The organism is Negadavirga shengliensis (genome assembly GCF_042652345.1).
GTDB lineage: Bacteria > Bacteroidota > Bacteroidia > Cytophagales > Cyclobacteriaceae > Negadavirga > Negadavirga shengliensis.
In genome coordinates this window covers 235,374-260,506 of record NZ_JBHSJJ010000003.1, presented here as the reverse complement: position 1 = coordinate 260,506, position 25,133 = coordinate 235,374, and the positions used below count along the sequence as shown (strand labels likewise).

Annotated in this window: 21 protein-coding genes and 4 tRNA genes; 8 read left to right on the top strand and 17 right to left on the bottom strand. The window is 44.2% G+C overall.

The window, feature by feature from the left end:
* Positions 1-108: 108 nt before the first annotated feature.
* From rplL to ACFPFU_RS06340, 12 genes are all read right to left on the bottom strand, one after another.
* Positions 109-489, bottom strand: coding sequence for a 50S ribosomal protein L7/L12 (gene rplL / locus ACFPFU_RS06395; protein ID WP_377062658.1), 381 nt, complete (start codon positions 487-489; stop codon positions 109-111).
* Between the two features lie 47 nt (positions 490-536).
* Positions 537-1,076 carry a 50S ribosomal protein L10 gene (gene rplJ / locus ACFPFU_RS06390; RefSeq protein ID WP_377062656.1) on the bottom strand — a complete coding sequence of 180 codons (540 nt, stop codon included), beginning with the start codon at positions 1,074-1,076 and terminating at the stop codon, positions 537-539.
* A 2-nt stretch (positions 1,077-1,078) separates the two neighbouring features.
* Positions 1,079-1,777, bottom strand: a complete 699-nt coding sequence (gene rplA / locus ACFPFU_RS06385) for a 50S ribosomal protein L1 (RefSeq protein ID WP_377062654.1) — start codon at positions 1,775-1,777, stop codon at positions 1,079-1,081.
* 10 nt (positions 1,778-1,787) lie between these two features.
* A complete protein-coding gene (gene rplK / locus ACFPFU_RS06380) occupies positions 1,788-2,231 on the bottom strand; it encodes a 50S ribosomal protein L11 (protein ID WP_377062652.1) in 444 nt (147 codons plus the stop codon).
* Between the two features lie 3 nt (positions 2,232-2,234).
* Entirely contained in the window at positions 2,235-2,792 is a 558-nt protein-coding gene (nusG, locus tag ACFPFU_RS06375; RefSeq protein ID WP_377062651.1) for a transcription termination/antitermination protein NusG, read from the bottom strand.
* A gap of 22 nt (positions 2,793-2,814) precedes the next feature.
* Positions 2,815-3,003, bottom strand: a complete 189-nt coding sequence (secE, locus tag ACFPFU_RS06370; RefSeq protein WP_162341754.1) for a preprotein translocase subunit SecE — start codon at positions 3,001-3,003, stop codon at positions 2,815-2,817.
* A 95-nt stretch (positions 3,004-3,098) separates the two neighbouring features.
* Positions 3,099-3,169 (bottom strand) — tRNA-Trp (locus ACFPFU_RS06365).
* A gap of 114 nt (positions 3,170-3,283) precedes the next feature.
* The gene (gene tuf, locus ACFPFU_RS06360) at positions 3,284-4,471 is read right to left on the bottom strand and encodes an elongation factor Tu (protein ID WP_377062649.1); all 1,188 of its coding nucleotides are present in this window, start codon (positions 4,469-4,471) and stop codon (positions 3,284-3,286) included.
* Positions 4,472-4,532: 61 nt separating this feature from the next.
* Positions 4,533-4,604: transfer RNA gene (locus tag ACFPFU_RS06355), tRNA-Thr, on the bottom strand.
* Between the two features lie 37 nt (positions 4,605-4,641).
* Positions 4,642-4,714 (bottom strand) — tRNA-Gly (locus ACFPFU_RS06350).
* Positions 4,715-4,973: 259 nt separating this feature from the next.
* Positions 4,974-5,056: transfer RNA gene (locus tag ACFPFU_RS06345), tRNA-Tyr, on the bottom strand.
* 167 nt (positions 5,057-5,223) lie between these two features.
* A complete protein-coding gene (locus tag ACFPFU_RS06340; protein ID WP_377062647.1) occupies positions 5,224-7,839 on the bottom strand; it encodes a M1 family aminopeptidase in 2,616 nt (871 codons plus the stop codon).
* A 128-nt stretch (positions 7,840-7,967) separates the two neighbouring features.
* On the opposite strand from ACFPFU_RS06340, the gene ACFPFU_RS06335 reads away from it, so the two are divergent.
* From ACFPFU_RS06335 to frr, 3 genes are all read left to right on the top strand, one after another.
* Positions 7,968-8,459 carry an acyl-CoA carboxylase biotin carboxyl carrier protein subunit gene (locus tag ACFPFU_RS06335; protein WP_377062645.1) on the top strand — a complete coding sequence of 164 codons (492 nt, stop codon included), beginning with the start codon at positions 7,968-7,970 and terminating at the stop codon, positions 8,457-8,459.
* Between the two features lie 136 nt (positions 8,460-8,595).
* Positions 8,596-9,306, top strand: coding sequence for a UMP kinase (gene pyrH / locus ACFPFU_RS06330; RefSeq protein WP_377062643.1), 711 nt, complete (start codon positions 8,596-8,598; stop codon positions 9,304-9,306).
* 12 nt (positions 9,307-9,318) lie between these two features.
* On the top strand, positions 9,319-9,879 hold the full coding sequence (gene frr / locus ACFPFU_RS06325; RefSeq protein ID WP_377062641.1) for a ribosome recycling factor: 561 nt from the start codon (positions 9,319-9,321) through the stop codon (positions 9,877-9,879).
* Positions 9,880-10,125: 246 nt separating this feature from the next.
* Here frr and ACFPFU_RS06320 read toward each other — a convergent pair whose 3' ends face one another.
* The gene (locus tag ACFPFU_RS06320; protein ID WP_377062639.1) at positions 10,126-10,620 is read right to left on the bottom strand and encodes a hypothetical protein; all 495 of its coding nucleotides are present in this window, start codon (positions 10,618-10,620) and stop codon (positions 10,126-10,128) included.
* 970 nt (positions 10,621-11,590) lie between these two features.
* Between ACFPFU_RS06320 and ACFPFU_RS06315 the strand changes: the two genes are divergently transcribed.
* The 5 genes from ACFPFU_RS06315 to ACFPFU_RS06295 all read left to right on the top strand — a co-directional run bounded on the left by ACFPFU_RS06315 (position 11,591) and on the right by ACFPFU_RS06295 (position 23,051).
* Complete coding sequence (locus ACFPFU_RS06315; RefSeq protein WP_377062637.1) at positions 11,591-14,725, top strand: SusC/RagA family TonB-linked outer membrane protein; 3,135 nt, start codon at positions 11,591-11,593, stop codon at positions 14,723-14,725.
* 25 nt (positions 14,726-14,750) lie between these two features.
* A complete protein-coding gene (locus ACFPFU_RS06310) occupies positions 14,751-16,604 on the top strand; it encodes a RagB/SusD family nutrient uptake outer membrane protein (RefSeq protein WP_377062635.1) in 1,854 nt (617 codons plus the stop codon).
* A 204-nt stretch (positions 16,605-16,808) separates the two neighbouring features.
* Positions 16,809-20,132: a VCBS repeat-containing protein gene (locus ACFPFU_RS06305; RefSeq protein ID WP_377062633.1), complete on the top strand. Its 3,324-nt coding sequence runs from the start codon at positions 16,809-16,811 to the stop codon at positions 20,130-20,132.
* 61 nt (positions 20,133-20,193) lie between these two features.
* Positions 20,194-21,546, top strand: a complete 1,353-nt coding sequence (locus ACFPFU_RS06300) for a vanadium-dependent haloperoxidase (protein WP_377062631.1) — start codon at positions 20,194-20,196, stop codon at positions 21,544-21,546.
* Positions 21,547-21,704: 158 nt separating this feature from the next.
* Positions 21,705-23,051 carry a vanadium-dependent haloperoxidase gene (locus ACFPFU_RS06295; protein WP_377062629.1) on the top strand — a complete coding sequence of 449 codons (1,347 nt, stop codon included), beginning with the start codon at positions 21,705-21,707 and terminating at the stop codon, positions 23,049-23,051.
* 30 nt (positions 23,052-23,081) lie between these two features.
* Here the strand turns inward: ACFPFU_RS06295 and nadD are convergent, their stop codons facing one another.
* Genes nadD through ACFPFU_RS06275 form a run of 4 tightly spaced genes read right to left on the bottom strand, consistent with a single transcriptional unit; the run spans position 23,082 to position 25,122 of the window.
* Entirely contained in the window at positions 23,082-23,648 is a 567-nt protein-coding gene (gene nadD / locus ACFPFU_RS06290) for a nicotinate (nicotinamide) nucleotide adenylyltransferase (RefSeq protein WP_377062628.1), read from the bottom strand.
* Between the two features lie 4 nt (positions 23,649-23,652).
* Complete coding sequence (gene gmk / locus ACFPFU_RS06285; RefSeq protein WP_377062626.1) at positions 23,653-24,225, bottom strand: guanylate kinase; 573 nt, start codon at positions 24,223-24,225, stop codon at positions 23,653-23,655.
* Positions 24,226-24,233: 8 nt separating this feature from the next.
* Positions 24,234-24,506 carry an anti-sigma factor gene (locus ACFPFU_RS06280; RefSeq protein ID WP_377062624.1) on the bottom strand — a complete coding sequence of 91 codons (273 nt, stop codon included), beginning with the start codon at positions 24,504-24,506 and terminating at the stop codon, positions 24,234-24,236.
* A gap of 25 nt (positions 24,507-24,531) precedes the next feature.
* Complete coding sequence (locus tag ACFPFU_RS06275; RefSeq protein WP_377062622.1) at positions 24,532-25,122, bottom strand: sigma-70 family RNA polymerase sigma factor; 591 nt, start codon at positions 25,120-25,122, stop codon at positions 24,532-24,534.
* Positions 25,123-25,133 lie beyond the last annotated feature (11 nt).

Here is a 25,133-nt window from a genome sequence, read left to right as displayed (position 1 = left end):
ACTTAAAAAAGTGCAATTTTCTTATTGTCCATAAACAGGAAAAGACCTGACTGAGAAGTCAGGTCTGTTCTCTGATAAACCAGTCCCAAGAGGAATGGTTATTCAATGTTATTTAAGCTCAACTTCAGCTCCGGCTTCTTCGAGTTGTTTTTTGAGCGCGTCAGCTTCTTCTTTGCTTACGCCTTCTTTGATTGCTTTAGGAGCGCCGTCTACCACTTCTTTTGCTTCTTTAAGGCCCAAACCTGTCAATTCTTTAACAAGTTTAACCACTGCCAATTTCTGTCCGCCTGCAGCTTTCAAGATAACGTCAAAAGAAGACTTTTCTTCTTCAGCAGCACCTTCGCCGGCGGCACCGCCTCCAGCTACTACAGTAGCGGCAGCAGCGGCAGGTTCGATACCATATTCATCCTTCAAAATTGCGGCCAACTCGTTTACCTCTTTAACAGTCAAGTTAACTAACTGCTCAGCGAATGCTTTAAGATCTGCCATCGTAATAATATTTAAATTGATTGTTTTTTACTAATTGATTTAATTGATTAAGATTCTTTTTCCGACAAAGTTTTTACCAACCCTGCCAAAATATGTTTCCCGCTTTGAAGCGCTGAAATCACATTGGTAGCCGGAGACTGCAGCAAAGAGATTACCTCGCCTACAAGTTCCTCCTTGGATTTCAGTTTGGAGAGCATTTCCAGGTTATTTTCACCCAAAAACTGGTCTCCGTCTATAGAAGCTCCTTTGAAAACAGGCCTTTTTTCCTTTGCTCCCAGTTTTTTTCGGAAGTCGATCAGAAGCTTGGCAGGAAGGTTTCCTGTTTCAAGAGAAAACAATATCCCCGAAAACCCCTTTAAAGTCTGGTCGGAGAAATCCGTATAATCCGCCTCTAGATTTTCGAGCGCTTTTTTGATGAGCGTGTTTTTATACACTTTATACTCAATACCTTTCTCGAAACACATTCTTCTGAAGCTATTTACCTGCGCAACACTGAAACCCGATGCATCTGTGATATAAAAATGCGGAGTAGCTTTCAGTTTCTCGGTAAGATCTTCAATTATGTTCCTTTTATCTTCTCTAGTCATAATTATATACCTTGAATACTCCCTTTATCGATGACGATACCCGGTGACATTGTACTGGATAAATGAATACTTCTGAAATAGGTGCCCTTTGCGGCCGCCGGTTTCAGCTTTGAGATAGTAAGTATCAGCTCCTGCGCATTTTCCTGAATCTTCTCAGGGCTGAAGGAAACTTTACCGATACTGGCGTGGATGATACCGAACTTATCTACTTTGAAGTCAATTTTACCGGCTTTTACTTCTTTTACTGCTTTTCCCACATCAAGGGTTACCGTACCGGACTTTGGGTTGGGCATCAACCCTCTGGGTCCCAGCACCCTGCCCAATCTACCTACTTTTGCCATCACGTTGGGGGTGGTGATGATTACATCTACATCGGTCCATCCACCTTCAATCTTGGCAATATAGTCATCCAGGCCAACATAATCTGCACCTGCTTCTTTGGCCTCTTCCTCTTTATCAGGGCTGCACAGTACCAGTACTTTGACTTCTTTGCCCGTTCCGTGAGGCAATGCGACCACGCCTCTGACCATTTGGTCAGCTTTACGCGGATCCACGCCTAAACGGATATCCAGGTCAACCGAAGAATCAAATTTGGTAGTAGTGATATCCTTAACAATTGAAGAAGCCTCAGCCAAGGAATACGGTTGGCTAGGATTGTATTTAGAAAGAGCTTCTTTTTGCTTTTTTGTTAACTTAGCCATTATTTTGTTATTATTCCTCCCAAGGAGCTTTTCCTGAAACTGTTATTCCCATACTTCTGGCAGTACCTGCTATCATACGCATAGCCGATTCCACTTCAAAAGCATTAAGATCGGGCATTTTCACTTCTGCGATTTCTTTCACCTGATCCCAGGACACCGAGCCAACTTTTTTCCTGTTGGGTTCTGCAGACCCGCTTTTGATTTTGGCCGCCTCCAAAAGCATATTCGCTGCCGGGGGGGTTTTGACCACAAAATCAAATGACTTATCCGAATAAATCGTGATAAGTACAGGAAGAACCTGGCCCATTTTATCCTGAGTCCTGGCGTTGAACTGCTTGCAGAACTCCATAATGTTCAGACCCTTAGATCCAAGGGCAGGACCAACCGGAGGAGATGGGTTAGCCTGGCCACCCTTTACCTGTAATTTCAGATAACCAGAGATTTCTTTAGCCATTTCCTAATCTTGTTTTTCTACTTGTATAAAGTTTAATTCAACAGGAGTATTCCGACCGAATATCTTAACCATAACATTAAGTTTCTTCTTGTCTTCGAACACTTCCTCTATCACACCCGAGAATCCACTGAAGGGACCGTCCATTACCTTCACGGTCTCTCCGACTATAAATGGTGTGTCCAGTTTTTCGGCAAACTCGTCAATCTCTTCCACCCGGCCTAAAATCCGGTTGACTTCTGACTGTCGTAATGGTTCGGGGGTTTTGGAAGCCCCCCCTTGGTTTGACCCTAAAAAACCGATCACGCCGGGTATACTTGTTATCACGTGGTTGGCTTCTCCATGGCTGAGATCCGCATTGACCAAAACATAGCCGGGAAAGAAATTCCTTTCCCTGACGCGTTTCTTTCCGTTGCGCATCTCATATACTTTCTCAGAAGGTATCAATACTTCAGGAATAAATTCCTCAAGCTTCTGGCGGGCTATCTCATTGTCCAAATAAGTCTTGGCCTTTTTTTCCTGACCTGCCACTACCCTGAGTACGTACCATTTGTGATCTGCCATCCCGTCGTAATTCTATATTCAATTAAAATAAATCATAAAACCATGTCATAATATTTTCGAAGGTCAGGTCTATCAGCCCGATAACCAATGCGAAAATCAACGAAGCCACCAGCACCAATACAGCGCTGTTCTGGAGAGACGAATATTTAGGCCACGTGACCTTGTTCTTCATCTCATCAATGGATTCTACTACAAAATTCTTAACATTCATGTGAACCAATTTTAATGTCTCCCAGATAAACCCCACTAAACTCTGCATTATGTTGTGGACGGCCATCCGTTATGGTTATACGCTTATCTCAATAGCACGGGCGGAGAGATTCGAACTCCCATCAACGGTTTTGGAGACCGCTATTCTGCCATTGAACTACGCCCGTAAGCTCAGCACCCCTCTTAATGGGAACGCAAAAGTAGCAAATTAAGTCCAAAGAAACAAATGCGATCCCGAATAGTTTCAGAACCGCATTTGTTATTGTATTCAATTTGAATGATTAATCAAGAATTTCAGTTACCTGACCAGCACCTACTGTTCTGCCACCTTCACGGATAGCAAACCTAAGTCCTTTTTCAAGAGCAACTGGGTTAATCAGGGTTACTTCAATGGTGATGTTATCACCAGGCATAACCATTTCCACATTTTCAGGAAGCTTGATCTCTCCCGTAACGTCTGTAGTTCTCAAGTAAAACTGGGGACGGTACTTGTTGAAAAACGGGGTATGACGACCACCTTCTTCTTTTGAAAGCACGTAAACTTCGGCTTTAAAGTGAGCATGAGGGGTTACAGAACCGGGCTTACAGATGATCATCCCTCTTCTGATTTGGGATTTTTCGATGCCTCTAAGCAACAGACCTACGTTGTCACCGGCTTCACCTCTGTCCAAAATCTTACGGAACATCTCAACACCGGTAACGGTAGACTTAAGGCCTTCAGCACCCATCCCGATGATATCCACTGCCTCTCCGGAGTTAATCACTCCTCTTTCAATCCTGCCAGTGGCAACAGTACCACGACCGGTTATAGAGAACACATCTTCAACAGGCATTAAGAAGTCCTTGTCAATAGCTCTTTCGGGAAGCGGGATATGCTGATCAACAGCATCCATCAACTCCATTACCGTGTTTTCCCATTTCTCTTCACCGTTCAGTGCACCAAGGGCAGAACCAGCGATCACGGGTATATTATCACCATCAAACTCATAGAAGGAAAGCAGTTCTCTTACTTCCATTTCCACAAGTTCAAGCAGTTCAGGATCGTCAACCAAGTCCACCTTGTTCATGAATACCACAAGGGCAGGAACACCTACCTGACGGGCAAGCAGGATGTGCTCTCTAGTCTGAGGCATTGGTCCGTCTGTGGCAGCAACTACAAGAATTGCACCGTCCATCTGGGCAGCACCTGTAACCATGTTCTTTACATAGTCAGCGTGACCCGGACAGTCAACGTGCGCATAGTGTCTTGATTCAGTTTGATACTCAACATGCGAGGTGTTGATCGTAATACCTCTTTCTTTTTCTTCCGGAGCGTTGTCGATGGAAGCGAAGTCTCTTAATTCAGAAAGACCCTTTCTGGCCAGTACAGTGGTAATGGCAGCAGTCAAAGTAGTCTTACCATGATCGACGTGACCAATCGTACCTATGTTTACGTGTGGTTTGGAACGGTCAAAGGTTGCTTTTGCCATGCGTGAAAATCCTCTGTTTAGTTAAAGATTAAATTTCGTTTTAATTAAATTAAATGTTCAGAGCCAACGACGGGATTTGAACCCGTGACCTCTTCCTTACCAAGGAAGCACTCTACCCCTGAGCTACGTCGGCTTTTGACATCCAGTATATGCTTTATATAAAAGCATAGAGCGGGAGACGAGGCTCGAACCCGCGACCTGCAGCTTGGAAGGCTGCCGCTCTACCAACTGAGCTACTCCCGCTTATTGCTATTTTTACCATCAGGCCGACTCATCCTGCCGTATCCTCAGGGATAACCCTGCCTGTCTAACTTCTTAATGTGTCACTTTCTCTCTGTATCCGTAACCCAATAGAGTATCCAAAAATACAGATTTTTTTATATTTTCCATTTGGGTTCCAATATATTTGAAATTGTATTGCTGTTTTTTTATACCCAAATGCTTCCCGCCTCCATTCACCAGAAGAAAAATGCCCCCTGACGTCTTTTCACAGAAACTACGGTGGGGGAAACAGGATTCGAACCTGTGAAGACATAAGTCAACGGATTTACAGTCCGTCCCAGTTGGCCGCTTTGGTATTCCCCCAAATCTTTCAAAATCACGGAAAGTCCACTTCAGAACTTTCACAAGATACCCCATTAGTGTCTTAACGGATGGCAAAATTATACCCTTTTGGTAAACATTCAAAATATTCTAAAAAAAATGTTTTGTTTTTTTGGACCCCGAAAAACATACTCCTATTATTCAGGTGGTTAATTTTCATCCATGTAGGGTTCCAGATAAAACATCTGATACCTTTTAACCAAAGTATCGGTTTCCTTTTCATAGAGGGAAATGGCTTTGTGCAGGACCTCCTCTTCTTCTATAAATCCAAAAAGAGCCTGGAACGCAGAGAGCCGTACATAATTGGCCTGGTGACTGCTTGCCAAACCATACATCATTTCTATCGCTTTATCCCTGTCTGTCCCTTCCACACTTGCGAAATAATCCCCATAGTATCCCATGAAATAATAGAGTGACTCGCCTGTAAGACCAGCCAGTTTCCGATGAAACCAGTCAGAGTACCCCGATGCCTTACTGGAAGTCAAGTAATCGGCTAAAGGTGCAATTATCCTGATGTTGTTTTCTTCCTCGAGCCTGGTAAAAACTTCCTTCTTCCTTTCCTGGTTTCCATCAAGATCCATAAAAGCAGTAAGGGCTGCCCCGGCTACATAATACGAGGGATCGTTGATCAGCCTCAAAAACAATCCCTCGTATTTGGACGGTTCAAAAAAACCAAGCGCTTCAATTGCAGCCGCCCTAACGGCATTTTTGGGGTCATTTTCTGCAAGATCAAATATTTTTTCTTCCGTGTCCGGATCCAGGTTATTTTTCCCCAGTAAAGAAGGCATCCGGTGCAAGGCCAGCTCCCTGACCACATGAAACGGGTCAGTCAGGGATGCTGTCAATATGGGCCCCAAATCAGCCCGGTCACTGAAAGTATTGGTAAGGCTATCAAGTGCCTCCACCCGCGCCAATCCTGAGCGGGAAATTTGCCATTGCTTGGTCAGGTAATCAACGCCCCTGTAACTCTCTCTTTCTCCTAAAAGTGTCATGTGTTCATCCACAATAATTAAATCAGTGTCCGCTCCGTTTTCAAGAGCAAATTGCTGAACCCCCTCTTCCATCAGAAAAACCTTCTCGGTTTTCTCTGACCCTTTATAAATGCTTACGGTAAATGGAATCCGGTAAAGCGGGGTTTCGGTAAGATCCTGCTTTTGGCGCAGGGTCAATACGACATTCTCCGGAATACTGTTGTCCATTTTAATCTCTAAAAAAGGATGCCCGGAATCCAAAAACCACTGGTTAAAAAACCAGTTAAGGTCCTTCCCGCTAACTTCCTCAAAAGCCCGCCGTAGGTCATGGATTTCCACGCTGGAAAACGCATTTTCGGTGAGGTAATGATTAAGCGAAGCAAAAAAGGCATCATCTCCGAGATATTGCCTCAGCATGTGCAGTACCCTGCCCCCTTTGGCGTAGGAATGGCTGTCAAACATATCCTCAGCATCCTGATAATAATACCGGATCAGGTTCTCCTGTTTTTCCCTGGCCTCATTGAGGTATTGCTCCATGGCATTAAAATGATGCATATCCGCCTGATCCCTCCCTTCTTTATGTTCAAACCACAAGTATTCGGAATAATCTGCAAACGACTCATTCAATGGCAAATTGGACCAGGATTCGGCCGTCACATAATTTCCAAACCACTGGTGAAACAATTCATGGGCAATGATATAATCCCATTCACTGTCCACACCCTCCCTTTCGTTGAGGTTGAGGGCATCCATAAAAATGGACACCGTGGTGTTTTCCATTGCCCCCGACACAAAATCCCTGACCACTACCTGGTCATATTTCTGCCAGGGAAAGGGTACTCCCAGCAAATCGGAAAAAAAACCTATCATCTCGGGTGTATGCTGAAAGACCTTTGATGCGCCCTCCTTATACTTGCTTTCCACATAGTAGTTCACCTCCAAGCCATTCCAACTGTCGGTTAGCTGTTCAAACTCACCTACGACGATGGCGGCCAAATAGGGTGCGTGCGGCAAGTCCATGTACCAGTGGTCGGTTCTCGTACCATCCTCATTAAGCGTTTTATTGATAAGCTGCCCGTTGCTGAGCGTCAGAAAACGTTCATCCACAGTCAATTTTATTTCCTGGGTTTGCCTTTCATTGGGGCTATCGATTGTGGGAAACCATTTTGAACTGTGTTCGGTCTCTCCCTGTGTCCAGATTTGCACGGGTTTATGGGGATCAGATCCGTCGGGGTTGATAAAATAAAGCCCCTTGGTATCCGTGAGGGCACGGCTGCCCTCCCTTTTTCCTTCTTCTGGCTTTGCAGTATACCTCACTCCTATTTCAAGGGAATCTTCCCTTGTGAAGGCGTTCGGCAAAAATATTTTGATTTGTTTCTGATCATAATTAAACGCCAGGGGCACGCTTTCCTTTTGGTCCTCCAACCAAACCTCATGTATATCAAAGTCCTTTGCATCCAGAACCAGTAATTCCTGTTCATAAAAATACGGCTTGAGCTTCAGCATGGCCTTGCCTAAAACAAACTGATTTCCATAATCAAACCGCAAATCCAAACTGGTATGCAAAAGATCAAAATTTCTTTCACGGCTACTTCTGTATTCTTTGATAAGAGCTTCTTTATATCTCCTTAAGGTGTCCTGTTTTGGAAAAATAACGGTATCCGTTGGTGATTCAATCGGCGTGTCTATCGGTTGTCCTGCTTCTTCCGTGGCCACTTCTGTGGATTTACAGGAGAAGACCCCTATTATCAGGAGTAAAAAGAAATGACAGACTTTAAATCGGAAAGACGGCATACTATTTCAAGTTTAAGCCTGATTAATCCAAAAAATTAACCAGGTTTTTGATTATCTTCATTTTCGTACCACTTTGTTGCGGTAGGTTCTTTATATTGTCATACTGTTTTGAACGCAAAAGTAAAGAAATGTATGTAGTTAACCTTAACAAAAGATCTTATAAAGTTGAACTCGTGGACAGCGGATGTTGGATAAACGGAAAAAAAGCTGGCTATGAGTTTAAAAAAACGGGCTCCCGCACCTATTTGATCATTACCCGCCGCAAAGTGTATACGCTTGAGATCATCTCCCACGAACTTCCCTCCAAGCTTGTTGTTAAACTTGACCATAAACTTTGTGAAATGGAAATCAAAGGTGAGCAAGAACAGTTGATGGAGAAGTTGGGGTTGGAAAAACCGGGAGGTGAGAACATCCGGGAAGTACGGGCTCCCATGCCAGGCTTGATCCTGGACGTCAAAGTAAAAGCCGGAGACAAGGTCAAAAAAAATGATGTATTGTTGGTTTTGGAAGCCATGAAAATGGAAAATGCCTTGAAATCCCCTCGCTCCGGTATCATCCAAAAAGTGAATGTCAGTCAGGGAAACGGCGTAGAAAAAAACCAGGTATTGGTTCAATTTTAATCAATACATTTAATATTCTAAAAACAAGGATTTATATTTGTCGGGTTTTTAAGTAGAACCTGGGCGCCGGTGTATCACGAACAGATGGAGAAGAGCCAGGCGATTCAACCTGAATGATTGCGATAAATTTATACAAATGAAATACAAAAGAATCCTCCTAAAACTCAGCGGTGAAGCGTTAATGGGTGAAAACAGTTACGGCATAGATTCCAAAAGATTGCAGGAATATGCCACTGAAATTAAAAATGTACATGATCTTGGAGTGGAGATTGCCATAGTCATAGGAGGTGGAAACATTTTTAGAGGTGTCCAGGCCGGAAAAGTGGGTATTGACAGGGTCCAGGGAGACTATATGGGTATGCTGGCTACACTTATCAATGCCATGGCCCTTCAAAGCTCGCTCGAACAAAACGGCATGTATACGAGATTGATGTCCGGCATAAAAGTGGAAAGCGTATGCGAGCCTTTCATCAGAAGAAGGGCCATCAGGCATCTCGAAAAGGGAAGAATTGTTATATTCGGAGCAGGGATCGGCAATCCCTATTTTACTACCGATTCTACTGCAAGCCTGAGGGCCATTGAAATAGAAGCGGAAGTTGTGCTGAAGGGAACCCGAGTAGATGGGGTCTACACAGCCGATCCGGAGAAGGACAAGTTTGCCAAAAAATATTCTACCATTACTTTTCAGGAAGTCTATGAAAAAAACCTGAACGTAATGGACATGACCGCCTTTACATTATGTCAGGAAAACAACCTTCCCATCATTGTTTTCGATATGAACAAAACAAGCAATCTGGTAAACCTGGTTCAAGGCAACGAGGTTGGCACGTTGATCACTTCAAAATAAAATGAAAATATCATGGAAGAAATTCAGTTATATCTAGACGAAGCCAAATCGCTGATGCAAAAGGCCGTAGACCACACCGCGTCAGAATTGGTGAAAATCAGGGCAGGGAAAGCAATGCCCAATTTTTTGGACGGGATTTTGGTCTCCTACTACGGAGCCCCCACCCCTATACAGCAGGTATCTTCAATCACCACTCCGGATGCAAGGACGCTGGCCATAAAACCCTGGGAGAAAAACCTTATCCCGGAAATCGAGAAAGCCATTATCAACTCGGATTTGGGACTTACCCCTCAAAACAATGGCGAAATGGTCATGCTCACCATTCCTCCCCTTACGGAAGAGCGAAGAAAAAACCTGGTGAAACAGGTGAAAACCGAATGTGAAAATGGCAAAATAAGCATCAGAACAGTGAGGAAAGACACCAATGATGCCTTAAAGAAACTTCAAAAGGAAGGCGCGTCTGAAGATGAAATAAAAAGGGCGGAGGATACGGTACAAAAATACACCGACCAATATGCCGCCAAGATAGACGGCTTATTTGACAAAAAAGAAGAGGAAATCCTCAAAGTATAAATCAAAATTTTTATTTCGGGAAAACAGGGAGATAATTTTCCCTGTTTTCTTTGGATTAGATGTAGTAGGGGATCTTGTATTAACCATAGGCCAGGAATCCCTCAAAAAACTTCAAAGAACACGCTTTCCTTAACAGGTAAATTCCCCAGATCGACAAACTTCAATATTTGTTCAAACGCCACAACATATTTACCTTCTGACAGGCTTTCATTCCCTTTGTACTCAAAAGGTCTTATGAAATGCCCTTCATGTGAAATGCCCTTCATGTGGTTCACCAAGCGGAGTGCCAAAGAATATCGCCTCATCCCAGTCACCTTTCCAAGTCATTCTGATTACTACTTCTGCATGTGATTCAAGCTTACTACCCCTCTGCATTTGCACTCCATTGACATAAATTTTCAGATTATCGTGAGGAGTCCCTATCATTTTACTGCGGCCAGCCGCTATACTTAACACGGTAAAAAGATCTTGATAATTTTCTGGTTCCATAAACCAAAACACAGCTTCATCACTCTTGTTTAGCATCCGATACTCAAAGACAATATCTTCACCCTCGTGAAAGGACGTAGTAGGTTCACCGGCAGAATTGAGCAATTGGAACCGAACTTCTACAGGATGACTCGGAGCTAAGTCATTTTCAGCACACCCCGTTGCTAACAAGGAGAAAATCACCGCTGCCAAACACATCCGTCCAAACCTGGAGCTTGATCCGTTTTTCATATCAATGCTTTCTTTGAACATTTGTACTACAAAAAATGAACAAAATAGGCAAACAGACAACATCACCTAAGGTATACTTTGTTATTTTAAATAAATAAACAGTAATATATTTTTTTCTATACGAAATAACAGACAATAACGCCACATCGGAACGGTAGAAAAATATCGAGGCTGCCCGCTTTTGACAAAGGCCATTTGCCTGCAGACAAGCGTCTCATCTGACACCAAGCTTAAAATCGTCGGCTGGACCGGGTGGCACACTTTGGACGATCAAACAATATTTCTGTCAATAATAAAATGAAAATACATTTTTGGCAAATTGTGAAAGCATGCGGTCTGTTTCTAGGCAACCACAGATTGCCTAAATAAACGTGAGTTATCTATTGAGGGGTCCTTTTCCTTTCTATTAGAAAATTGTTTTGCGGATGCTTGTATCCCTGTGGAACCATGAGGTCAAAATAAATAAAGAACAGACAGCTAAAAGCTGACCATTCTTTCCTTTATTAAACCTTACGGCCCAAATATACGCAACAATTATGGCATTGGGAAAACCGCACTTCTAAAATAAGCATTTCTCTCCCTTACCCATCGACTTGCTCCTTTTTTTCAATGCCCACTCCCCAATAAATCTAAATTATGTTTTTAATTTGATTGGCTATCGCTGGAAAAACCTTTAAACTAAAGATTAAGAAGTACATAAAACTGTCAAAACAACAAATATTTTTGATTAATGATTAATTAAAAAAATATCGATTTAATTAAATCTATGTTATTTAAAATCAAGTTTTTTTAATAATTAACCCTCTATTATAGTGTATAATACAATTACTATTTCATATCGACTTGGGTAGATGTGGATTTTTTTGTTGCATAAAAGAAAATTATGCGACAATTTTAAAGTGTTGTTTTTACAATAACATAAACTAATCAATAACCTAATCAAAAAAGCATGCACAATTATTTACCCAAAACAAAATTGTTTTTGTTGGGTATGGCCTTACTTCTGGCCTCCAGCCTGACATTACATGCCCAGTCCCGGGAAGTAACGGGTACCGTTATTTCCGGTGAGGACAACATGCCGCTTCCAGGAGTTTCTGTCCTGGTGAAAGGAACCACCCGCGGGGGAGTGACGGACATTGATGGGAATTATAAAGTAGCCCTGCAGGCCGGGGATGAAACCCTTGTGTTTTCATTTGTCGGGTTTGTTCCTATGGAGCAGGAAATCGGAAACCAGACCAACATTGATGTTACCCTCGCTCCTGACATGCAATCTCTCAGCGAAGTGATTGTGGTAGGTTACGGTGAACAGAGAAAGGAAACCATTACCGGTTCCGTAGCCACAGTCAGTGGCGGGGAATTGGTAAAGTCACCTGCCATGAACCTGACAAACTCCATTGCAGGAAGGATGGCAGGGGTGATTGCCGTAAACAGAAGCGGCGAGCCGGGTTACGACGGATCCGGCATCAGGATCAGGGGTTCCAATACATTGGGAAACAATGATGCCCTTATCGTAATCGACGGTATTCCGGCCAGGGCAGGTGGTATTGAAAGGCTTAACCCCAACGACATCGAAACCATATCCGTCCTGAAGGATGCGTCTGCCGCTATTTATGGTGCCAGAGCTGCAAATGGCGTTATTCTGGTGACCACTAAAAGAGGAAAGACCGGCAAGCCTGAACTCACCTATCAGTTCAACCAGGGTTTTGCTCAACCTACAGTAATTCCTAAGATGGCCAATGCCGCACAATACGGTGAAATGCTAAATGACCTGAGTGTGTATGAACTGCCCGTAGGAGAATGGGCATCTGCTACCAGTGCCTTTAGAGAGACTGGTAGTTATATCAGGCCTAACGGACAAGAGCGTACAGCTCCCTTCAGCCCTGAGGCGTTGGCTATGCACCGCGCGGGAACAGACCCCTGGAATTATCCCAACACAGATTGGTTCAGGGAAACCCTTAAGCCTTGGTCTCCACAATCCCGGCATAACCTGCAACTAAACGGTGGTGGAGAAAACATCAGATACCTCGCATCATTAGGTTACCAAAACCAGGATGCCTATTATAGAAATTCGGCTACTGGATACAAGCAGTATGATATGAGGCTGAATCTGGATGCCAAAATCAACGAATACGTTGATTTACAGTTGGGCGTCCTTGCCAGACAGGAATACAGGTTCTTTCCTACCCGAGGTGCTGGAGCCATCTTCAGGATGCAGATGAGGGGAAAACCCCACGAACCGGCTTTCTGGCCTGACGGGAGACCGGGACCGGATATCGAAAACGGTGAAAACCCTGTCGTGATTACTACCAATGCCACAGGCTATGACAGGGACACCAGGGATTATTTCCAGACCAATGGTGCGCTTAACATCAAAATCCCCGGAGTGGAGGGTTTGAAATTCCAAGGTACAGCTTCGGTAGATAAACTGAGCAGGTTCCTGAAAAGATGGGAAACACCGTGGATTTTGTACCAAAGAGGAAGTGGCTTTGAAGCGGATGGGGTGACTCCGGTATTGGTCCCCAGTGAGAGAGGACCTGCTGAACCCCGGCTTCGACAAACCAACATCAACCAGCTCAACATCCTGCTGGGGGGTATCTTCACCTATGACAAGCAGTTTGGTGATCATGGCTTCAGCGCACTCGCCGGTGTAAACAAAGAAACCGTGGATGGAGATGACTTCTTTGCTTATAGAAGATTCTTTATCTCTCCGGCCATCGACCAGATGTTTGCCGGTGGCGATGCCGAAAAAGACAATGGCGGCGGAGCTTTTGAAAGAGCGAGGTTGAATTACTTCGGTAGGGTAGCTTATAATTATCAGGAAAAATACTTGTTGGAATTTCTATGGAGATACGACGGTTCTTACATTTTTCCTGAACAGACCCGGTTCGGTTTCTTCCCTGGTGTGATGGGAGGATGGGTAGTGTCAGAAGAAAATTTCTGGAAAAATGCCGTTCCTGCAATGGATTTCTTTAAAATAAGAGGGTCTTGGGGACAGATGGGTAATGACCAGATTTTCTATGATAACACGCTCCAAGAATACCAGTTCATGTCCACCTATGGTTTCAGAAGCCATATTCTGGAAAATGTGGAAGCCAAGACACTTTACGAAACCCGGGTTCCAAACAATGCGATTACCTGGGAGGTGGCAAACAATGCTAACATCGGTATAGAGGGGCAATTGCTGCAAGGACAGATCTTCTTCGAACTCGACTACTTTTATAACAAGCGGACCAACATTCTCTGGAGAAAAAATGCCTCCGTGCCCCAATCCAGCGGGCTCGCTTCCCTGCTTCCCGCTGAAAACATCGGTGAAGTGGATAACAGAGGCTTTGACTTCAATATAGGTTATAGAGGCCAAAAAGGCGATCTTACCTACAGCATCAGTGCCAATGGTGGTTATGCTTATAACAAAATCCTTTACTGGGATGAGCCTCCGGGAGCACCCGACTGGCAAAGATCTACAGGAAAGCCAATGAACACCCCTGCGCCCGTTTACCTGTACGATGGCGTATTTGCGACGCAGGAGGAAATTGATGCCGAAACACTGGATTACTCCGCCATTACCAACCAGCTGCGGCCTGGTGATATGCGATTCAAGGACTATGACGGTGATGGCGCTATTACTCCACTGGATAGGGTAAGACTTGACAGAAACAACATCCCAAGATTTCAGGGTGGTGTAAATATGAATGCAACGTTCAGGAATTTTGACCTTAGTGTCCTGTTTCAGGGAGCTGCCGGTGCCATTGCTCTCGTCAGCTTGGGAGAATCAGGGAACATCGGTAACTACTTGTTGGAATTTTATGAAAACAGGTGGACCGTGGACAATCCTAGCAATGAGTACCCACGAATTGCCAACAGAAGTGACCAGTACTTCTCCTCAGGAAATGATTTCTGGTACAGAAGCTCGGATTATATCCGGTTAAAGAACCTTGAAATCGGTTATACTGTGCCCGCACAATTCGGTGAGAGATTCGGCATCAGTAATCTGCGTTTCTATGCCAATGGTCTGAATTTGCTGACTTGGGACAAACTAAAAGTATACGACCCCGAATCAGATAACGCAACCGGACAATATTATCCCCAAGCAAGGATTATCAATGCCGGCTTATCCGTAACATTCTAATTCCCAAAATATTAAATTTAAAGAAATGAATAGAATAAAATATTTATGGGTAGGATTGGCAGCTACTCTTCTCCATACATCCTGTAATGAAGAGTTCCTGAATACCCAGCCACTAGGAGAAGTGTCAGAAGCTGCGGTTTGGACCGATGCGGGTCTGGCCGAGGCTTTCGTGACGGATTTGTATTCAGGTTTAGGTCAAGGAGGTTTCAGTGAGCAGGCCCTCGCTTCCCTTACTGATGAAGCCATCTTCACCCACCCTGGAAGGAACATCAACACGGTAACTGAAGCAAGATCCAATCCCCAAAACCCTGGCTGGTTGGATGGCACCAGGAACTGGCCAAATATGTACAACAGCCTGCGGGCCTGTAATATTGCCATAGAGAACCTGAGCGATCCCCAGATTCCAAATGATGGAGGAATCGTTGACAGATTGCTTGGGGAAGCCACTTTTATGAGGGCTTACTTCCACCATCAATTGCTGAGGAATTTCGGAGCCATTCCTATCGCTGACAGGCCTTATACTTTGGATGAGGAAACCTATGAGCTTCCGAGAAATACTTTTGAGGAATGCGTAAACTTCATCATCAGTGATTTGGACAATGCCGCTCAACTACTGGATGGTCACAATCTGGTCAGAGGCAGGGCCAACAAAGTGGCTGCCTTGGCCTTAAAATCAAGGGTCTTGATTTACGCTGCCAGCGACTTGCATGACATGCCAACTGCCTCTTCCAAATCAAGCGTTATCTCCTCGTACGAGAACAAGGAGCTTATAGGGTATACCTCCGGCAACAGGGCAGAAAGATGGCAGAGGGCCAAAGCTGCAGCCAAAGCGGTATTGGATATAGCGGATGGCAATGAACTTCATCACACTGAGCCCGTAGCTCATGAAGACGCTATCACCATCTATATGAACAATTCCCTCTCCCGAAACGGCGGGGAAAATGAAATGATCTTTGGAAGGTATTTCCTGTCCCAGAAACCGGAAACCGGTGGTAGGCATGGCTTGCATAATGGCCCCAATGGCTATAACAATTGGGCGGGAAACACCCCCATCCAACTGCTGATCGATGACTACGCCATGATGGATGGTTCAGATTTTGATTGGAACGACAACCAGCATGCAAGTTTCCCTTACCATGATAGAGAAGCAAGGTTTTATGCTACCTTCCTTTATGAGGGAGCTCCGTGGAAACCCCGTTCTACCGCCAATCAGGCAAGGGATCCATTGGGTCAAATCCAAACCGGCACCTACGAAGTAGTAAATTCTCAGGGACAAAAAGTCACGCATTTTGGTTTGGATACCAGAAACAGCGTTATTGAAGACTGGAATGGTAGCTACACCGGCTATTATATCAGAAAATTCATTGAACCTGATCCGAACTTTGTGGACCAGAATACGTGGCAGGAGATTCCCTGGCCCCACATTCGCTTTACCGAAGTAATTTTCAACTATGTAGAAGCCTGTATCGAACTGCAAGAAGATGCGGAAGCAAGAACATGGTTGAACAAAATCAGGTTCCGGGCGGGCCTGCCTGCAGTCACCGCTTCCGGGGAAGACTTGAAAAATATCTACATCAATGAGAAAAGAAAAGAGATGGTTCATGAGGAACAAAGATACTATGATGCCAGACGTTGGATGATAGCGCCTCAAACTTTGGGTCGCCAACCTAATGGTATCAGCATTGTAGGTACCCTTAAACCTGGAATGGAACTGTCTGTCTATCGATACGATCCCGAATATTATAATTATTCTTATGAGGTAATCGATATCGATCCCGGAAAAGAAAACAGGTTGTGGTTGGACAAGATGTACTGGATGCCTATACATTTTGATGAAATGCAAAGAAACCGAAGCCTGATCCAAAACCCAGGCTACTGACGCGATTGTAATCCTAATTGACTATAAAGGGGCTTCCATTTTGGAGCCTCTTTTTTTATGATCTTGCACAGCATTTCCCCCTAAGAAACCTTTATTAAATCCAACAACCTAATACACAATCACTTCCATATTATCGAATTTTGAAAGGTATTACCCTAACTTCATGAAATATTTATATATTTGAACCATTATTCTACCCTAGTCATGTGCTTTTACTTCCGCTTAATCATTCCATTAATTCTGTTATTATCCGTTTCAAGTTGCCAGCAAGACCAACAAGGGGCACAAAACCTCGAATTGAAGCAATTCACACTCCTTACTCCTGCCCAAACCGGTATTGCCTTTGAAAACACATTGACTGAAGGATTGAATACCAACATCCTTATGTATGAGTACTTTTATAACGGTGGTGGCGTGGCGATCGGCGATCTCAACGGTGACGGGTTGGACGATGTCTATTTTTCAGGAAATATGGTCGACAACCGGCTGTACATGAACAAGGGAAACATGGAATTTGAAGACGTTACCGCTGTTGCAGGCGTAGCAGGAAGGCCCGGCCCCTGGAAAACAGGCGTCTCCATGGCAGATGTAAACGGCGATGGATTACTTGATATTTATGTGTGTTATTCAGGAAGCCTGCCACCGGATAAAAGGAGAAACCAGTTGTTTATCAATCAAGGGCCCAATGAACAGGGCATTCCGGTATTCAGGGAAGAAGCCGAAAAATACGGAATAGCCAGTTCCGCCACCAGTACACAGGCCACTTTTTTTGATTATGACAATGATGGTGACCTGGATCTTTTTCTGTTGAACCATAACCCCAAATCCTTGCCGGTATTGGATGAATCCAATACTGCAGAAATACTCAAACATCCGGATCCGGCAGGACCCCAGTTATTTAGAAATGACGGGGACAGGTTTGTGGAAATCACCCAGGAGGCGGGTATATTAAATTCCGCCCTTTCCTATGGTCTGGGGGCAGGCATCGCCGATATCAACGGGGATGGCTGGCTGGACATTTACATCTGCAATGATTATACCGTCCCAGACTACCTCTATATCAACAACGGAGACGGAACTTTCACAGACAAAATCAAAGAAAGCCTGGGGCATATCTCCTACTTTTCCATGGGTAATGACATTGCCGACATCAACAATGACGGTTTTCCGGATATTTTCACGCTGGATATGCTTCCTGAAGACAATAAAAGACAGAAATTACTGATGGCTCCCGATAACTATGAAAAATTCGAGTTCAATCTCAAGGTGGGGTTCCATTATCAGTACATGAGAAATATGCTTCATGTGAATCATGGTAACGGTACTTTCAGCGAAGTGGGACAGTTGGCAGGTATATCCAATACCGACTGGAGTTGGGCTGCGCTTCTTGCAGATTTTGACAATGATGGCTGGAAAGACCTGTTTGTGACCAATGGTTATTACAGGGATTACACCAATATGGATTTTCTGAAATACATGGCCGACTACCTTAAAAACAATCAAAATGGTTTAAGAAGGGAAAACGTATTGAAGTTGGTATATCAAATGCCTGCCTCCAATGTGGTGAACTATATGTACCAAAACAAGGAAACCCTCCACTTCGAAAATACGACGGAAACATGGGGGCTTCACCAAGTCGCCAACAGTAACGGGGCGGCTTATGCCGACCTGGATAACGATGGGGACCTGGATCTGGTGGTCAATAACATCAACCATCCGGCATTCATCTACCAAAACAATACCGACAGCCTTTCTAAAAGATCCTATCTGAAAATCAAACTACAAGGCAGCAACGGGAACCGCTATGGCGTTGGCTCCAAAATAAGCCTGTACCATAATGGAAAGGTTCAATATCTGGAACAGATGCCGGCCCGGGGCTATCAATCCAGTGTCTCGCCTATCCTTCATTTTGGGCTTGGCGAATATGAAAAGTGCGATTCCGTGGTCGTGACGTGGCCGGGGGGAATGGGTGAGGTCAGGTATGATGTAGCAGCAAACCAGACTTTGGAGTTTTTTGAAAAAGATGCCCTCAAAAGGGGACAAAAACCAGAACCCTCCATTACCTATTTTACAGAGACTACGTCGCCCATTTTCCATCAGCCACAGGAAAGGAATATCAATGACTTCAAAAGGCAGCCCCTCCTGGTCAATCCCCTCTCTTTCTCAGGCCCGGTACTGAAAAAATCCGGAGTTGGTGCGAATGGGCAGGAATATATTTTTGTGGGAGGTAACGCGGGAGAGTCAGGCAAAATTTTCGTAAAAGAGGGTTCCGGCACCTACCGCCTCCTGCCGGGGGATGAACTTGAGAAAGACAAGGATCACGAAGACACCGATGCCTTGTTTATAGATCTGACCGGAAACGGGGAACTTGACCTTTACGTATGCAGCGGCGGTTATGGAAACTTCCGGCCAGAAGATGCACTGCTACAGGATCGCATCTATTTGAACAATGGAAACGGCCATTTTCTGAAGGCAGAGAACCGCCTTCCAAAAATGCTGACCAGCAGCAGTGTGGTGAAAGCAGAAGATATAAACGGGGATGGCTTTCCTGATTTGTTTGTGGGAAGCAGAGTGGTTCCGGGCAGATATCCGGAAATCCCAAAAAGCTATGTCCTGATCAACAACGGTAATGGTGGTTTCAGTGACTACACCTCTGAATGGGCAGCTGAAATAAACCGAATGGGTCTGGTAACAGATGCGGAATGGGCTGACCTTGATGGCGATGGCAAAAAAGAACTCATTGTGGTGGGGGAATGGATGCCCGTGACGGTCTTTGGAAGGGAAGAGGGGAAGCTGGTTAACCACACCGCCAACTATTTTGACAGGCTTTATTATGGCTGGTGGAACACCCTTCTGGCCCGTGACCTCACCGGTAATGGCAAACCGGACCTGGTAATTGGAAACCACGGTCTGAATACGCAGGTGAAAGCCAGCAGGGAAGAGCCGGCCGAAATGCATTTTAAGGATTTTGATGATAACGGAGCCGTTGATCCCATTTTGAGTTTCTATATTCAGGGACAAAGTTATCCTTATGTAACGAGAGATGAGCTTCTTGAGCAAATTTCAATCATGAGAAACCGCTTCACAAATTATGCTGATTATGCTGAAGCCAAACTGGAGGACATTTTCACGGCAGAAGAACTGGCAGGTGTCGGCCATATGCAGGCGGATTTTCTTGAAACCGCGCTTTTCTTAAATGATGGGGAACGGCTGGCTCCAAAAAAACTTCCATTAATGGCGCAATCCTCTCCCGTCTTTGCCATCACTTCTGTGGATGTAGACAAGGATGGCCATGAAGACCTTATTTTAGGAGGAAACATTGAAAAGGCAAGGCTGCGTTTCGGAAAATATGATGCCAATCCGGGAATTTTACTTAAAGGTGACGGAAACGGAGAATTTACTTATGTGCCTCAACGGATTTCAGGATTCGACATCAAGGGGGATGTCAGAAGTATCGTCAAAACGGAAAATACCCTTTTATTTGGCATCAACCAACACGGAATAAGGGCTTATCGTCTTGAAAAATAAAGGTTTATGTTGTTATTTTACTTACTGATTAAAGGTATTTGATGAGGTGCATAGCGTGAAGATGAGAAAAAAAATATGCTTGTATATAAGCGGGCTCTTGTTGCTCCTGTCCTGTGAAAACCGGTTGAAAGAAGCAAATGAGCCGCAGACCGATAGGATAGGTTCAATCACTGAAAAAATGACGGATGTCATGGTCCATGACATCACCAATCCTCCCCTTGCTGCCCGGTTTTATGCTTATGCCTGCCTTGCAGGGTATGAAGTGATATCACATCATGATCAAAAATTTGCATCGATGCTCGGCGTATTGAATGATTACCCTGATATAGATCATCCCAAAGAATATCATGACTACCACGTACAGTTGACAGCTCTGCTTGCCATGGTGGAAACGGCTGCAGCCATGCAACCTTCCGGCAAACTGCTACTTGACTTTAAGAAAGAACTTCTGGATTCCTGGAAAAAGGAAGGCTTTTCCGCCCCTGTCCTGAATGATTCCGAAGCGTATGCCAAATACATCAGTAAAAAAATATTGGCGTATGCCCAAGAGGACAAATACAGAGAAATCAGCAATTATCCAAGGTATACCCCTTCTGAGCAGGAAGGAAGCTGGTATCCCACCCCTCCCGGATACTTTACTCCCGTTGAGCCTTATTTCAATACCGTGAGACCATTTTTATTGGAAAAGGCCGATCAGTTCAAGCCGGCTCCGCCGATCGGCTTTTCCACGGCGGAAGGCTCGGGGTTTTACGAAATGATGAAAGAAGTTTATGAAGTGGACCTTAGCGGGGAGAACAGAGAAATCGCGGCATTCTGGGATTGTAATCCTTTTGCCCTGGAAGAAACCGGCCACTTAATGGTGGGAATCAAACAGATATCTCCAGGGGGGCATTGGATGGGGATAACCGGTATAGCCTGTCTGCAAGCCGGATTAAGCTTTGCTGAGGCCATGGAAGTACACACCTGGGTGGCCGTCGGGTTGATGGATGGCTTTATAAGCTGTTGGGATGAAAAATACAGAAGCCATAGGATCAGACCTGAAACGGCTATCAGAAAATATCTTGATCCGCATTACCAGCCCATGCTGCAAACCCCTCCCTTCCCGGAATACCTGAGCGGCCATTCTACCATATCCACCACGACAGCGGTCATTCTCACCCATTTCTTTGGAGATGATTTTCCTTACACCGATACGGTTGAGGAAAAGTATGGATTAGGCACCCGTGATTTTCAATCCTTTCACCAGGCGGCTGAGGAAGCCAGCATTTCCCGGCTATATGGCGGGATTCATTATATGGATGCCATTGTCAACGGGCAACAACAAGGAAGGCAAGTGGGCAACTGGATTGTGAACAAATACAAAGCAAGTTTAAAAGACCGTGAAAAAATGATCATGGCCGCAGATAAGGAATAGACAGCTTTTACCCTGTTTATTCATCCATAGCAAAATCAGCCACATGTAGAACATTTGAATGAACTATATGGAAATGATAAAATATGATATAAATCATTCGTAAAAGTTCGCAAATATTATAATTTTACCCTTGAATGAATGCTTAACCCATTGTCAATATGATGAGGATAAAGTTTATGAGTTGGATATTGGCCGTGCTGTTGTTCAGTTGTACTGAGCGGGACGGTTACAAAGAGCTGTTGGAATCCGGTGATTTATTGGTTCAGGCCAATGAAAAGCTTACAGACGTTATCGTCCATGATATCTTTTCACCGCCGGTAGCAAGCCGGATTTACGCCTATCCTGCTATAGCAGCTTATGAGGTTGCTGTATTGGCGGGCGATGACCGATATGTCTCGCTGATGGGACAGTTGAACGGATCCGAACCCGCCGATTTTGATGCCTGTGAAGAATGTTCCTATTCTTTGGCCGCTTTGGCTGCATTTTACAAGGTAGCCACACAACTGGTTTTTTCGGAACAGGAAATGATCGCCCACAGAGAGGCTACCTATAAGAAGCTAAAGGATGAAGGCATGCCCAAAACGCTATTTCAAAATTCAATTGCTTTGGGAGAAATTGTGGCTGAGCATATTCTAAAGTATGCGGGCAAAGACAATTACCACCAAAGCAGGTCCTTTGAAAAATACACCATTAAAAATGATCCCGGGACATGGAAGCCCACACCGCCGGCATACATGGAAGGTATTGAACCGCATTGGAACAGGATCAGACCGTTCGCCCTGGATTCTGCCAATCAATATCTCCCTGCACTCCCGACCCCTTTTGAAATCATTCCGGAAAGTGAATTTTTTAGAGAAGCCAAAGAAGTGATGGATGCGGGTATAAATCTAACCAAGGAACAAAAAGACATCGCTTATTTCTGGGACTGTAACCCTTACAAAATGAATGTAAAGGGACATGTTATGTATGCCGAGAAAAAAATCACCCCCGGTGGACATTGGGTCGGCATCGCCTGTATCGCTTCAAAAGCTGCCGGTTTGGATTGGAAAGCTACCTCTGAGACCTTGGCGGTAACTTCCATCCACTTGTTCGACGGCTTTATTGCTTGTTGGGACGAAAAATACAGGAGTATCCTTATCAGACCGGAAACCTATATCAACCTCTATTTGGATGAAGATTGGCTCCCCCTCCTTCAGACCCCGCCCTTTCCGGAATATACAAGCGGACACAGTGTGATTTCCACCGCTGCCTCCCATGCATTGACCAGGTTACTGGGTGAGCCGTTTCCTTTTCTGGATTCCACGGAAGTCAAATACGGCTTAGCGGCGAGAAGCTTCAATTCTTTTAAAGAAGCCGCTGATGAAGCTGCCATCAGCCGGTTTTATGGAGGTATTCACTATATGCCCGCTATTGAAAATGGCGTGGAGCAGGGGAAAATGGTCGCGGACCATATCAGTCAACGGCTGGTCACCAGAAAGGATAGATTGACTGCTTCGAAAGAATAAAACAAAAAAGGACATCTTGTGTGTCCCCCTTCACTCATAGAGTTTTTTATCACGGATATAATCCACCACATCAGGATGCAGGAGGTATTTTACAGAGCCTCCTTTTTTTATGGTGTTCCTGATAAAAGTAGCGGAAATGTCCAACAGGGGAGAGTCTATATATTTAATGTTTTCATTTTCAATGACTTTATTGTTGCCTGGCCGTGGATATACGTATAACCCATAGTGGGCCAGGATTTCTGTGCTGTTTTTCCATTTATGAAAATGGTTGAGGTTATCGCCTCCGAGGATAAGTTTAAAATCATATTGAGGATATCGGTCGGAAAGATAGGCCAAAGTATCCACGGTGTAACTGGGCCGGGGCATGTGGAATTCCACATCAACCACCCGGAATTTGTAATGATCCGCCGTGGCCAGTTCCACCATTCTCAGCCTGTCAAACTCATGCAACAAGGACTTGCTGGACTTCAACGGGTTTTGGGGAGAAACGACAAACCATACTTCGTCCAGGTCTGTCTGGTCCTGCATAATATCCGCAATGATCAAATGCCCTATATGAATGGGATTAAATGAACCGAAAAACAATCCTATTTTCAAAATGCTACTTATTAATAAAACCCGTCACCAGTTGCTCCGCTTCGTCGAATGACTGGTTTAAATCCCGGTTGATGAGCGTGACATCAAACTTGTTTTCAAAAGTCATTTCAAATTTCGCCTTGTAAATTCTTCTGGACAAACTGTCTTCGGTTTCGGTCCCCCGATCCCTGAGCCGGACCGCCAGATCTTCCATGGACGGGACTTTAACAAAAACGGCCAGTGCCTTATCGCCGAAATACTTTTTCAGGTTCAGCCCGCCTTTAACATCCACATCAAAAATAACATGCTTGCCTTGGTTCCAGATTCTTTCAATTTCTTCTTTGAGTGTTCCATAAAAATTGCCCTCGTATACCTCCTCCCACTCTATGAATTCATCCTGATCAATTTTCCTTTTAAATTCTTCAGGAGTCAAAAAATAATAGTCCTTCCCGTTTTGCTCCGCCCTGCCCCTTTTGTCCCTGGTACAGGCAGAAATCGAAAAACCTAAATTGGGTATCTTTTCAATCAAATGTTTTACAATGGTTGTTTTTCCAGAACCCGAAGGAGCTGAGAAAATAATCGCTTTGCCGTTGGCCATTAACCCTGCTATTTAATTTCCTGAATTTTTTGACGGATGTTGTCAGCCAATTCTGCAGGAACCAATTGCTTGGTACACTTGGTTTTGAGCAACTCCCTGATAACTTTTTCCAAATGGTAATGTTCAAAACAGGGCTGACATTTGGCAAGTTTGTCGTTCAGGATTTCTTTTGATTCCGAGGTTTCTTCACCGTCCAAAATGCTTTCCAGCAATTCAAAACACTTGCTGGCGTCACTGCAATTCAGTTTTCTCTTTATGGAATTGTCCAAATTCTTCTCCATCTTAAATTTTACTTCATTTCAAATATTATTCTTCGTCTGTATCGTATCCCATATTTTGCGCATAAGACCTCAGTTTGTCCTTCAGCAGGTTTCTGGCCCTATGCAATCTAGATCTAACTGTACCGATCGGTATATCTAAAATCTTAGCCATTTCTTCATAAGTGAACCCTTCTAAATCGCAAAGAATAATCACCGTACGAAAATCCACAGCCAGGCTGTTCAGCGCATTGGAGATCTCATCTCCGAGCATGTCCTTCACAGCATCCACCCTCAAATCGGATGTCATACTATAATCAACATTATCTGAGTTATAATAAGTTTCAACCTCCTGATAATCTACCTTTGAGGGCTGCTTGCTCTTTTTCCGGTATTCGTTGATAAAAGAGTTTTTCAATATCCTGAACAACCATGCCTTGGCATTAGTGCCCTTTTCAAAAGAATTTATGAACCGGTATGCCTTCAGATAGGTATCCTGAACCAAATCTTTGGCATCATCTTCATCAAATGTAAGCCTGAAAGCAAAATTGTACATCGAGTCTATGTGGGGCATAAACTCATTGTCAAAAATGCTGTTTTTATCTTTCTCGGAATATTTTTTTTTCTGTACTTCAGACATAGGCCCTAAAA

Excerpts from the sequence above, each read along its gene's own strand:
- ACFPFU_RS06310 (WP_377062635.1), top strand. The coding sequence starts at position 14,751 with ATGAATAGAATAAAATATTTATGGGTAGGATTGGCAGCTACTCTTCTC.
- tuf (WP_377062649.1), bottom strand. The coding sequence starts at position 4,471 with ATGGCAAAAGCAACCTTTGACCGTTCCAAACCACACGTAAACATAGGT.
- ACFPFU_RS06275 (WP_377062622.1), bottom strand. The coding sequence starts at position 25,122 with ATGTCTGAAGTACAGAAAAAAAAATATTCCGAGAAAGATAAAAACAGC.
- ACFPFU_RS06335 (WP_377062645.1), top strand. The coding sequence starts at position 7,968 with ATGTATGTAGTTAACCTTAACAAAAGATCTTATAAAGTTGAACTCGTG.
- frr (WP_377062641.1), top strand. The coding sequence starts at position 9,319 with ATGGAAGAAATTCAGTTATATCTAGACGAAGCCAAATCGCTGATGCAA.
- rplK (WP_377062652.1), bottom strand. The coding sequence starts at position 2,231 with ATGGCTAAAGAAATCTCTGGTTATCTGAAATTACAGGTAAAGGGTGGC.
- ACFPFU_RS06340 (WP_377062647.1), bottom strand. The coding sequence starts at position 7,839 with ATGCCGTCTTTCCGATTTAAAGTCTGTCATTTCTTTTTACTCCTGATA.
- rplL (WP_377062658.1), bottom strand. The coding sequence starts at position 489 with ATGGCAGATCTTAAAGCATTCGCTGAGCAGTTAGTTAACTTGACTGTT.
- ACFPFU_RS06280 (WP_377062624.1), bottom strand. The coding sequence starts at position 24,506 with ATGGAGAAGAATTTGGACAATTCCATAAAGAGAAAACTGAATTGCAGT.
- ACFPFU_RS06305 (WP_377062633.1), top strand. The coding sequence starts at position 16,809 with ATGTGCTTTTACTTCCGCTTAATCATTCCATTAATTCTGTTATTATCC.
- ACFPFU_RS06315 (WP_377062637.1), top strand. The coding sequence starts at position 11,591 with ATGGCCTTACTTCTGGCCTCCAGCCTGACATTACATGCCCAGTCCCGG.
- secE (WP_162341754.1), bottom strand. The coding sequence starts at position 3,003 with ATGAATGTTAAGAATTTTGTAGTAGAATCCATTGATGAGATGAAGAAC.
- nusG (WP_377062651.1), bottom strand. The coding sequence starts at position 2,792 with ATGGCAGATCACAAATGGTACGTACTCAGGGTAGTGGCAGGTCAGGAA.
- pyrH (WP_377062643.1), top strand. The coding sequence starts at position 8,596 with ATGAAATACAAAAGAATCCTCCTAAAACTCAGCGGTGAAGCGTTAATG.
- rplA (WP_377062654.1), bottom strand. The coding sequence starts at position 1,777 with ATGGCTAAGTTAACAAAAAAGCAAAAAGAAGCTCTTTCTAAATACAAT.
- ACFPFU_RS06320 (WP_377062639.1), bottom strand. The coding sequence starts at position 10,620 with ATGTTCAAAGAAAGCATTGATATGAAAAACGGATCAAGCTCCAGGTTT.
- gmk (WP_377062626.1), bottom strand. The coding sequence starts at position 24,225 with ATGGCCAACGGCAAAGCGATTATTTTCTCAGCTCCTTCGGGTTCTGGA.
- ACFPFU_RS06300 (WP_377062631.1), top strand. The coding sequence starts at position 20,194 with ATGAGAAAAAAAATATGCTTGTATATAAGCGGGCTCTTGTTGCTCCTG.
- ACFPFU_RS06295 (WP_377062629.1), top strand. The coding sequence starts at position 21,705 with ATGATGAGGATAAAGTTTATGAGTTGGATATTGGCCGTGCTGTTGTTC.
- rplJ (WP_377062656.1), bottom strand. The coding sequence starts at position 1,076 with ATGACTAGAGAAGATAAAAGGAACATAATTGAAGATCTTACCGAGAAA.